At 67.0% G+C, this 10,759-nt stretch carries 7 protein-coding genes and 1 tRNA gene; 7 read left to right on the top strand and 1 reads right to left on the bottom strand.

Annotated elements, in window-relative coordinates; genetic code table 11:
• From VKP62_11425 to VKP62_11455, 7 genes are all read left to right on the top strand, one after another.
• On the top strand, positions 1-2,358 hold a 2,358-nt coding region (locus tag VKP62_11425), incomplete at its 5' end, for a carboxypeptidase regulatory-like domain-containing protein (protein ID MEB3197804.1).
• 113 nt (positions 2,359-2,471) lie between these two features.
• A tRNA-Sec gene (locus tag VKP62_11430) sits at positions 2,472-2,565 on the top strand.
• 112 nt (positions 2,566-2,677) lie between these two features.
• The gene (ettA, locus tag VKP62_11435; protein ID MEB3197805.1) at positions 2,678-4,336 is read left to right on the top strand and encodes an energy-dependent translational throttle protein EttA; all 1,659 of its coding nucleotides are present in this window, start codon (positions 2,678-2,680) and stop codon (positions 4,334-4,336) included.
• A 140-nt stretch (positions 4,337-4,476) separates the two neighbouring features.
• The gene (locus tag VKP62_11440; protein ID MEB3197806.1) at positions 4,477-5,787 is read left to right on the top strand and encodes a TCR/Tet family MFS transporter; all 1,311 of its coding nucleotides are present in this window, start codon (positions 4,477-4,479) and stop codon (positions 5,785-5,787) included.
• Positions 5,788-5,974: 187 nt separating this feature from the next.
• The gene (locus VKP62_11445) at positions 5,975-6,391 is read left to right on the top strand and encodes a hypothetical protein (GenBank protein ID MEB3197807.1); all 417 of its coding nucleotides are present in this window, start codon (positions 5,975-5,977) and stop codon (positions 6,389-6,391) included.
• A gap of 270 nt (positions 6,392-6,661) precedes the next feature.
• A complete protein-coding gene (locus VKP62_11450) occupies positions 6,662-7,438 on the top strand; it encodes an alpha/beta hydrolase-fold protein (GenBank protein ID MEB3197808.1) in 777 nt (258 codons plus the stop codon).
• Position 7,439: 1 nt separating this feature from the next.
• Complete coding sequence (locus VKP62_11455) at positions 7,440-7,757, top strand: hypothetical protein (GenBank protein MEB3197809.1); 318 nt, start codon at positions 7,440-7,442, stop codon at positions 7,755-7,757.
• A 272-nt stretch (positions 7,758-8,029) separates the two neighbouring features.
• Here VKP62_11455 and VKP62_11460 read toward each other — a convergent pair.
• The coding region (locus VKP62_11460; GenBank protein MEB3197810.1) for a carboxypeptidase-like regulatory domain-containing protein at positions 8,030-10,759 on the bottom strand (2,730 nt) is incomplete at its 5' end.

The following is a 10,759-nucleotide window of genomic DNA, read 5'->3' on the forward strand; positions in this document are numbered from 1 at the left end:
TCAATCGCCCTGTTGCTGGCCCTGGTGGCCTGCCAGGCGCAGCAGCCGACCACCGGGCCGGGTGGTGGCACGAACGCCGCGAGCCTGCCGGGTGGCGGGTCGGTGCCGGCCGGGATGGGCACGATCAAGGGGATGGTGCAGGTGGGGCCTGATGGCGGGAGCCTGGTGGGCCTGGACGCCGCCGGCGGCCGCAATTACCAGCTGAGCCAGGCTGCCACGCCGGCCAAGGGCGGCAAGGTGACGGCGCGCAGCGATTCCGACACCAAGGAAGTGGAGGTGGGCCCAGACGGCGGCTTCGCCTTGGTGGTGAAGGCCGGGGCGGAGTACACGCTGGAAGCGGCGGTGCCGGATGGCAAGGGCGGGGTGACCAAGGCGCTCTCCCCCACTCCCATCCTCGTGCCCCTGGCACAAGACCCCCCGATCGTCGATGCGGCGAGTCTGGTCACGCGCCGCACCGGCTCGATTCAGGGCCTGATTGAACTGAAAGACGCCAAGCCGGGAGATAGCCCGGAAGGGGCGGACGTCTTCTTGACCGGCGGCACCTCGGTGGTGGGCAAGGCCGGGGAGACGGGTCGCTTCGCCCTGACCAACGTGGCCGAGGGCAGCTGGAACGTGGTGGTGGCCAAGCCGGGTTACAAGCGGCAGGTGGTCAAGGGCGTGGCGGTCAAGAGCGGCCGCCCGGCCATGCTGGAGGCGCCCGTGGTGCTGGAGCGGGACGTGGCGCAGCCGACGGGCGTGACGGGCACGGTGCAGAGCAGCGACGGCAAGGCGATCATCGGGGCGACGGTGTCGGTGTATCCGAAGGACCGCAAGGCGATCGCCAACACGGACGTGGGACTCGACAACTTCACGGCGGTGACGGACGAGCAGGGCCGGTACGAGGTGCTGAACCTGCCGCCGGGGGACTACACGGTGCAGGTCTACCGGGCCTTCTACCGGCTGCCGCCGCGTCGCAGCGTGACGGTGACGGCGGCGGCGCCGCAGGATCTGGGCATCACGAAGCTCACGAGCACGGTGGCCTACTTCGGCAAGGTGGCGGGGGTGGTGACGGACGAGAAGGGGCAGCCGCTGGACGGCGTCGTGGCGCAGCTGGATCCGCCGGTGACGGAGAGCCAGTTCACGGACGCGGCGGGCAAGTTCACGCTGGACCGGATTCTGCCGGGTGAATACAAGCTGAACCTGGCGGCGGGTGGGTATCAGCCGGTGATCGTGCCGGTGATGGTGGACAACAAGCCGAACTTCACGGTGACGCTGCCTGCGGGCATCCAGCTGGTAAGGGGCAAGGGTGGGCCGGTGGTTGTGGACGGTGGTCCGAAGGGGCCAGGGCCGGTTTCGTCGGCACCGCCGGTGTCACCCTCACTGACCCCGACGCCGGTGGTGAGTCCTCCGCCCCAAGCTCTGAAAGGGATTGTGACCACGCTCGCGGGCTCGACGGAGGGCGATTCGGACGGGACGGGAGCGGCGGCGAGTTTTCGTGGACCCTTTGGCCTGGCACTTGCACCGGATGGCACGCTGTACGTGGCGGACCACTACAATCACCGCATTCGCAAGGTGACGCCCGAGGGGGCGGTGATGACCGTCGCGGGTTCTACCCAGGGGTACGCGGACGGGCCAGGAACCGTGGCGAAGTTCTCTGCTCCCGAGGGGCTCGCGCTGGCGCCTGATGGCACGCTGTACGTGGCAGATGGCGGTAATTTACGGATTCGAAAAGTGACCGCGGATGGAATGGTCAGCACCCTGGCGGGCTCGGGATTCGGCGATGCGGATGGCGTGGGGACTGCGGCCAAATTTGCCAAACCCCTGGGCCTGGCCTTGGCCCCGGATGGCACGCTCTACGTGGCCGACAAGTTTAATCACCGCATTCGCAAAGTGACGCGGGAGGGTGTCGTGAGCACGCTGGCCGGCACCGTGCAGGGTTACGCGGATGGTTCGGGGACGGCCGCTAAATTCTCCGACCCGCTCGCTTTGACGTTGGCGCCCGATGGCACCCTGTTCGTCGTTGATATGACCAACCAGCGTATCCGCGTGGTGACGCAGGCGGGCGTCGTGAGCACCCTGGCAGGGTCGACGCTGGGCTACAGCGATGGCGCGGGAGCGATGGCAAAATTCGCCAACCCTCGTGGCCTGGCCCTTGCGCCGGATGGCACGCTGTATGTGGCGGACGCTGGGAATTCTCGGATTCGCACGGTGACGCGAACGGGCCTGGTGAAGACCCTGGCGGGCGACGGGAGCAGCGCACACCTGGATGGGGACCTGGCGGTGGCGAAATTCGGCAATCCGATGGGCTTGGCCGTCGCGCCGGACGGCAGGATATTGGTGGCCGACTTCAACAGCAACCGCATCCGCCTGATTCGCTGAGTCTCTCCGCGCGCTGGCGGGGTGCCCACGCCCGCCAGCGGAAACCGCGCTGAGACCAGCCCCCCACGCGCGGCGCATCGCCCGGGGCGGGTGTGGTACCATGCCCCATCCTGGGAGGCGAAGGGGTCCTGGTGGGCCCACTGGTCTTCAAAACCAGGTTGGGTACGCTTTGCGTGCCTGGGTGGGTTCGATTCCCACACGCCTCCGCCTCACGGGGGGTGCCGCTGAACCGGCCCTGCGATCGCCGGCCCACCGATGCCCCCCGTCCCGCTTCCCGCGGCTCGTTCCGAACCTTCGATTTGCACGTGAGGTGCCCTCAATGGCGTCGTATCAATACGTCTACACGATGTACAAGCTCACCAAGGTGGTGCCGCCCAAGCGTGAGGTGCTCAAGGAGGTCACGCTGGCCTTCCTGCCGGGCGCCAAGATCGGCGTGCTGGGCTCGAACGGGGCCGGGAAGTCGACCCTGCTGCGCATCATGGCGGGCATCGACAAGAGCTGGAATGGCGAGGCCAAGCTGGCCGAAGGCGCCACGGTGGGCTACCTGCATCAGGAACCCGAACTCGACCCGAAGAAGACCGTGCGGGAAAACGTCGAGGACGGCATGGCCCACATCCGCGACAAGGTGACGCGCTTCGAAGAACTGGCCGCCAACTATTCCGACGAGACGGCCGATGAGTTCGCGCGCCTGCAAGAGGAAATTGACGCCTGCGACGGCTGGAACCTCGACACCCAGATCGAAATTGCCATGGACGCACTGCGTTGTCCGCCGGGTGACAGTGACGTGACCAAGCTCTCAGGTGGTGAGAAGCGCCGCGTCGCCCTGTGTCGCCTGCTGCTGTCGGCGCCCGACCTGCTGCTGCTCGACGAGCCGACCAACCACCTCGACGCCGAATCGGTGGAGTGGCTGGAGCAGCATCTGGCCAAGTACAAGGGCACCGTCGTGGCCGTCACGCACGACCGCTACTTCCTCGACAACGTGGCCGGCTGGATTCTCGAACTGCACAGCGGCCACGGCTATCCCTTCGAGGGCAACTACACCGGCTGGCTGGAGCAGAAGCAGAAGCGGCTCGCGCTGGAAGAGAAGCAGGCCTCGGCCCGCCAGAAGACCCTCGAGCGCGAACTCGAGTGGGTTCGCATGGCGCCCCGCGCCCGCCAGGCCAAGCCCAAGGCCCGGCTCAACAACTACGAGACCTTGCTGGCGGAAAGCAACGCCGTCAAGCAAGACAACGTCGAAATCTACATCCCACCGGGACCTCGCCTGGGCGACGTCGTGATCCAGGCCAAGGGCATTGCCAAGGGCTATGGCGACAAGCTGCTGTTCGAAAACCTCGACTTCGAACTGCCGCCGGGTGGCATCGTGGGCGTGATCGGGCCGAATGGCGCCGGTAAGTCGACTCTGATGCGCATGATCGTCGGCAGCGAGCAGGCCGATGCCGGCAACTTCAAGGTCGGGGAGACCGTCAAGCTGTCCTACGTCGACCAGAGCCGCGAGGCGCTTGACCCCAACAAGAACGTCTGGGAGATGATCAGCGGTGGGCAGGAGAAACTGAAGGTCGGCAACAAGGAAATCGCCTCGCGCGCCTACGTCGCCAGCTTCAACTTCAAGGGCCCCGACCAGCAGAAGCGCGTGGGCGACCTGAGCGGTGGCGAACGCAACCGCGTGCACATGGCGCTGACGCTGCAGCGCGGCGGCAACCTGATCATCCTCGACGAACCGACCAACGACCTCGACGTGGACACCCTGCGCGCGCTGGAAGAGGCCCTGCTGGGCTTCCCGGGTTGTGCCGTGGTGGTCAGCCACGACCGCTGGTTCCTCGACCGCATCGCCACCCACATCATCGCCTTCGAGGGTGACAGCCAGGTGGTGGTCTTCAATGGCAACTATCAGGAATACGAAGAAGACCGCAAGCGCCGCCTCGGGGCGGACGCCGAGCGGCCTCATCGCATCAAGTACAAGCCGCTCGTGCGCGCCTGAGGCGCCCGGACGGTCCTTCTTCGGGGGAGGTCGGTTGGGACCTCCCCTCCCCACGCCTCACGGTCGTGCCCGCCTGCCCCTGGCAGGCTCCCGTTTTATCCCTGGCGGCAGCCCCTGCCCCGCACTCCCCCTGAAGTTTCGTGTCAGACGCCCACGCTCCCGCCTCTTCCAACCCCGTGCCTCCCGTCAGCGGAAAACGCGCCCCTGCGCTGATTTTCATCTTCCTGACGGCCTTGCTCGACATCATCGGCATCGGCATCGTGATCCCCGTCATGCCGCAACTGGTGGCCGCCCTGAGCACCGGGGGCGACCTCTCGGCCGCGGCTTACTACGTGGGCCTCTCGATGGCGCTCTACACCGCCATGCAGTTTCTCTGCGCGCCCTTGCTGGGCGCCCTGTCCGACCGATTCGGACGGAAGCCGGTGCTGCTGACCTCGCTGGCCGGTGCGGCGCTGGGCTACCTGGGCACGGCCCTGGCCCCGACCTTGGGTTGGTTTCTGGCTGCCCGGACCCTCGGCGGCGTGGGCGGGGCGAGTCTGTCGGTCGCCACGGCCTACATCGCCGACATCACCCCGCCCGAGAAGCGGGCCCAGAGCTTTGGCCTGATCGGAGCGGCTTTCGGCATCGGCTTCATCCTCGGGCCCGCCATCGGCGGCTTGCTCGGCTCCAACGACATGCGCCTGCCCTTCTTTGCGGCGGCGGCGGTGGCCGGCCTGAACTGGTTGTATGGCCTGTTCGTCCTGCCCGAATCGCATCGCGTGGAGAACCGCCGGCCCTTCACCATGGGGGCCGCCAACCCCCTCAGCTGGGTGGGCGTGTTGCGTTCGAACCCGGTGGTGGCGGGTCTGGCGATCGCCATGCTGTGGGGCAGCCTGGGCCATCAGTGCCTGCAGAGCAACTGGGCGCTGTACACCTCCCACCGTTTCGTCTGGACGCCCAAGGAAGTCGGGGCCTCGCTGGCGGTGGTGGGCCTCTGCGCGGCGATCGTGCAGGGCGGCCTGATCCGGGTGCTGATACCGCGCCTGGGGGAACGCCGAGCGATTCTGGGCGGCGCGAGCCTGAACATCCTGGCCATGGTGCTGTACGGCCTGGCTTTCCAGGGCTGGATGATGTACGCGATCCTGGTGCTGGGCAGCCTCGCCGGCATCGCGGGGCCGGCCATGCAGGCGCAGATCGCTTCGCGTGTGCCGCCTCACCAGCAAGGCACGGTGCAGGGCGCGCTGGCCAGCCTGATGAGCCTGACGGGGGTGATTGGCCCCCTGATGGCCAACGGGGTGTTCGGCTACTTCACCTCGCCGGCGGCCTTGTTCACGGTGCCGGGCGCGGCCTTCTTCCTGGGGGCCCTGCTGCAGGGCGTCAGTCTCTTGCTGGTGGTCCGGCTGTTCCGGCGCGTGCCGCCGGCGGACGCCCCCGAGGCGAACCAGGCCCAAACGGTCGGGGGCGCGGCCTGAGCGGGCTGCTCACGTCTCACGCTTGCGGCGTGTCGCGGGCTGATGCGCGAGAAGTACTCCCTGTCTATATTTCAGGCGAGCCAGGGATTACAAATCTTGACCTCAATGTAAACGTTTGTGATGGACATAATAACTTCACAATTTATACAATTTGCACAGAAACCACTTCCGAAAGAGGAACCCGCTCATGTTCCCCGTCGATTATCAGGTCAACGTGCATACGGCCCGCGGCATCCGCCGCTATGTCCTGCTGGAAAACCAGCGGGAACGCTATCTGGTGGTGATTGCGCCGGGCCAACTGGAGGCCGTGCAGGCCTGCTCACCCCACACGCCGGAGGGGCGTGACGCCCTGGTGGCCTTGCTGGCCGAACACGCCCAGGTGATCGATCGGCATCGCGGGCACGCGCTCAAGTCGGAGCGGGCCACCAAGCTCATGCTGGCGTCCAAGTATGCGTTGATTCGCCAGGCGGGCCTGTTTCGCCAGCCCCTTCCCGCGGCACCCGCTCCGCTGGATGAAGCCGACCTGACGTGGGCGGCGGACTTCGAGGCCGCCCGTCGCGCGCTGGAAGCGCGGAGCACCTCCTCCTCACGCGACGCCTCTTGAGCCTGGCGCTGGCCCGGCACCGGTCTGCCTGCTCGGAACCCGTCTGGCGAAGAGGTGCTCAGCGGCCACGCGGCGCCCCGAGGCTGCTCACCAAGCTTTCTGACCTCCTTCCCATCCCTCCTCCAGCACCTGGGGCGGCTCCGCAAGGGGCCGCCTCAGGTGTTTCTTTCAGGGCTTTCCGCGCAGGGGGCACGCGCACCCGCGCCTCGGCGGTCCCACCCGGACCACACGGGCGCGCGCGCGGCGCCGCCTTTTGGTAGCATGCCAGGCATGACCCGTCGCCCCAAGCTTCGTCACGGCCGCCTTCATCGCACCAAGGCCTTCAGCATCCCGGGCATCGCCGGCCAGCATCCGCTCACGCTGTACCTGCCGCCGGACTATGACCACGGCGATCGCCGCTACCCGGTGGCCTACGTCTTCGATGGCCAGAACATCTTCCACGACGAGGGCTCCTTCGCCGGCGGCTGGCATCTGAACCACGCCCTCGACCTGCGCGCCACCGCCGAGCGGGAGGTGCCGATCGTGGTGGGCATCCATCATGGGGCCAACCGGGCCGCGGAACTGACGCCCTGGCCGGTCGAAGAGGGGCAGGCCGCCTGGGGCGATGCCTTGCTCGACTGGGTGGTGGGGGACCTGGCCGCCATGATGGCCGAGGACGTGCGCATCCTGGAAGGACCTGAGCACACGGCGATCGGGGGTTCCTCCCTGGGAGGCCTGCTGGCGCTGTATGGCTTCTTCCGGCACAACGACCAGTTCGGCAAGGCCCTGGTGATGTCGCCCTCGCTGTGGGTGGCCGAGGGCAAGGTCTTCGAGCACGTCGCGCGGGCCCGCTGCGGGGGGGATCCGCGCATCTATCTCGATTGCGGGGCGCTGGAGGCCGAGGGCATCGTGATCGAGCACGCCCGCTGGATGCACGACATGTTGCTGCGCAAGGGCTTTGTCGACGGCTATCACGTGATGTGGCGCCCCGACACCCACGGTGCCCACAACGAGCTGCACTGGCGGCGGCGCCTGCCACGGGCGCTGCGTTTCCTGTACGATACCTGATATGCAGCCAGACGCCTCCACCGCCCCCCTCGCGCCAACTTACCGCTGGCGCCGCCGCGCGGTGCAGAAGGTCCGTTTCACCTGGCTGGGCATGGTCTTCGTGCTGTGCATGATGGCCCACCGTTCCCTGACCCAGGCCTTCCCGGCCTGGCCGAACAGCTGGAAGGTGATGGCCTTCCTGCCGCTGGTGGTGCTGCCGATGCTGCTCTTGACCCTGTGGCGCCTGGGCTTGCTGCCGCCGGAGCGCGTGCTGGTCGCGCCGGACGAGGCCGGCGATCCGCGCCTGGCGCGGGGCGATCGCCTGGGCGGCGCCTCATAGCCGCAATTGGCGGCGTACTCGGCTGCCTTGGTCGCGCTGCGAGATGGGAGGCGTCTCGTGCCTTCGCTTGCTGGCTCGTCACGCCCTATCCGTGGTGTTCTGAGGGTTCACCCACCCATTGCTCCACCTCGCCACACGAATGGAAGAGGCTCTTGGCCTCCACCAGCAGGCCAAGCAGATGATTGACTGGAAGGCGGGAGCCCGCTCGGCCCCCGCCTCGTTTCCGTCTCATCAGGCCAGGGCGAGAAGCTCCGGCTGGTCAGGCTGTGACTTTACGGGTTGTTCACGCTGACCCGCAAGGACATGAACAAGTCCAACCCGTTGTCGCCCAAGCTGAGCGTGAGGTCCGTCGGGCTGCTCCAGTTGGTTTTCACGCGCAGGCTTTCATAGCCGTCATCAGACCCCAACCACGAGAGATAATCGTGCATCTGGGTGAAACCATACGCCGCCACGAAGTGCCCCCCCACGTCGTCGTCCCTGAAGCCAATCAACACGGGGCGGTTGTCGCGCAGGCCATACCGGGCGTGCTTGAACATGGCATAGTCGCTGCCATCGCACTTGGCGTTGGTCCCAACCGTGAGGCCACGATTCGTGCGACCCCACTGGCGGCCCTTGTACATATCCGTGTTGTAAGTGGCGCCACCCAGGGCCGCGTCGCACCAGGTTCCCATGTATTCGTTGATCGCCTCGGTCATGCTGCGCGTGTTCGCGTTGTCGACGACAGCCCCGGTGGACGACGTGTTGGTGCTCGGAGCCCCCGCGATGGTATCGCGGCTGCGTTGTTCCCAGTAGCCATACAGTTGGCCCCAAGATGCAGCACCGCAACCCACGGCACAGCCATTGTAAGTATGCTGCCGGTAGTTGGGCATGCCGGTGAGATTTTTGGTTTCGAGGTAGGTGTGCCAGAACAGGTTGAATTTCCTCGCATCGGCCGCAGGGGCATCGTAGAACGCCCACGCCCGCTTGATGAAGTCCCCCTGGCCCGGGCGCTCCATCAGATAGCGCTCGCCCGCTCGAAAGGCTTTGTAGTTGAAACCCCCGACGCTCAAGGCGCTCTGCACCCCGTCGGCGGCATCCTCAAGGGCCCAGGAGAAGGACGAGAAGCGGTAGAACACGGGACTCTTCGGCGTCCGCTTGTGCTCGGTTCGGAACTGCTCCAGCAGGGCCGCTTGGTGCCCTGTACCGATGGTGCTTGATTCGGGCACCGGGATCATGTCGCGGGATGTGTTCACCACGATGTGGCCCGCCGGTCCCTTGCCGTTCGTGACCAGAAATTCGTAACTACCGGGTTCCTTGGTGAAGCCATCCAGCAAGGCGAGTGGGGCCGCATCGCTCAGGCGCGCATCCGAGGTCCAGTAATACTTCCCTCCGTCCACGCGTTCTGAGAGGTATTTCTGCGCCACTGCCCGTGCCCGGCTCAGGTCGACGCGTGCAGCCCCCGGCTTGAAGAGGCGCAGGTCTTTGATCTCGCGCAGTGCGGGTGCTCGGCGTTCCGACTCATCGACATCGCCCAGCTTCCTGGAAAAATCCTCCTCAATCGTCTTGGCGTCTTCCGCAGGCGCGAAGACCGGGTCGAGAATGGCTGCGCCGCCTCCGGGTTTCGAGCCGCCTGGCAGGTAGTCTTCATCGCCGAGGGCCACCGGCGCCACTGGCCGGATCGCGGGGAAGCCGGCCATTCCCTTGACCTTGGCCAGCGACACCTTGCCCACCCGCACCGAAAACGGGCGAGCAGACGACTGAGACAGGCGATAGCTGCCCGTTTTTCCGGTATCCAACTCGAAGCCCGGGGCGTTGTCGACCAGCACCGGGATGATCACGGGGGCATAGCCGCCCGCTGCGATCGTCAGGTTGTATTCTCCGGGCAGCACGCGATCGAGCGTGAACTCCCCTTTTGCATCCGCGAACTGCGCCTCCGTCACGGGCGGATCCAGCTGGGCCACCGCGCCGGTGATCGGGACCCCTGCCTCATCGACCACCTCACCGCTCACCCGGCCGAAGTAGGTCACCGTGCTGGTCAGCTTGGTCACTCCGAGATCCTGCGGCGTACCGGACGCCACCGTCACGCTGCGCCGCGGCACCAGCTTGTAGAACGGACGGTAGATCTGCACCGAGTACTCGCCGGCAGGGAGGTTCAGCACCTCGTACTGCCCCTGCTCGTCGGTGATGGCGGTGAAATTGTCCAAGCCGGCGTCAGAGGCCCCCAAGGCCGCCCGGTCCTTCGGATACAGTGAGACCGTGGCGCCCACGATCGCCTGCCCCGTGCTGCCCTGTACGGAACCCCGCACGCCCGCCGCAGCCGCCGACTCGCGCTCCAGCACCACTGCCGCATCCAGCATGGCCGGCCGACCGGCGCGGACCGCCACCCCCTTCACCACCTGGCGCTTGTAGCCCGGCTTCGACACCACCACGTTCCAGGTGCCTTCCGCCACGTTGGTCAGGGCGAAGCGGCCGCTCTCACCCGCTTTGCCCACCACCGAGGTGCCGCCGCTCAAGAACACGTCGACCCCCTCGGCGGTTTCGCCGGGCTTGGCGTCCTTGAGTTCCACCAGGCCCTGAATGCTGCCTGTCCGGCGTGTCACCAGGCTGGCGGCATCGACGATCGGGGGATCCTGCGCCAGTGGCACACTGACGGGCGTTGGCGACACCACGCGCGTCACCCCACCGCGGCCATCGGAAACCGTGGCCTCCAGCGTGTAGTCGAAGCCCCCCGGCACCTCCAGCGAGTAGCCCCCATCCGGCCCCACGGTGCCTTCCACCGTCGCCCCCGGGCTGCGCGCGGTCACGCGGCCGCCTGCCGCCGACGCCTGAGTCAGGCGGTAGCCCGCCGTGATCGTCCCCGCATCAACCTTCACCTGGCCTCGAATCACGCCCATCCCGGCCGCCGGGCGCGAGGTCGCGCTCGCTGGCAGCGTGCTGCCGGCTGGTGGCGTGGTTGTCTGACATCCGACCAGCGTGCAAGCCAGCACCAGCAATAAAGAACGACTCCAACCTGCTTGTCTCAA

Source organism: Candidatus Sericytochromatia bacterium, assembly GCA_035285325.1.
In the GTDB taxonomy this organism is placed as follows: domain Bacteria; phylum Cyanobacteriota; class Sericytochromatia; order S15B-MN24; family JAQBPE01; genus JAYKJB01.

What these genes read in the sequence shown, in the direction of transcription:
- VKP62_11450 (MEB3197808.1), top strand. Translation starts at nt 6,662, where the DNA reads ATGACCCGTCGCCCCAAGCTTCGTCACGGCCGCCTTCATCGCACCAAG.
- ettA (MEB3197805.1), top strand. Translation starts at nt 2,678, where the DNA reads ATGGCGTCGTATCAATACGTCTACACGATGTACAAGCTCACCAAGGTG.
- VKP62_11455 (MEB3197809.1), top strand. Translation starts at nt 7,440, where the DNA reads ATGCAGCCAGACGCCTCCACCGCCCCCCTCGCGCCAACTTACCGCTGG.
- VKP62_11445 (MEB3197807.1), top strand. Translation starts at nt 5,975, where the DNA reads ATGTTCCCCGTCGATTATCAGGTCAACGTGCATACGGCCCGCGGCATC.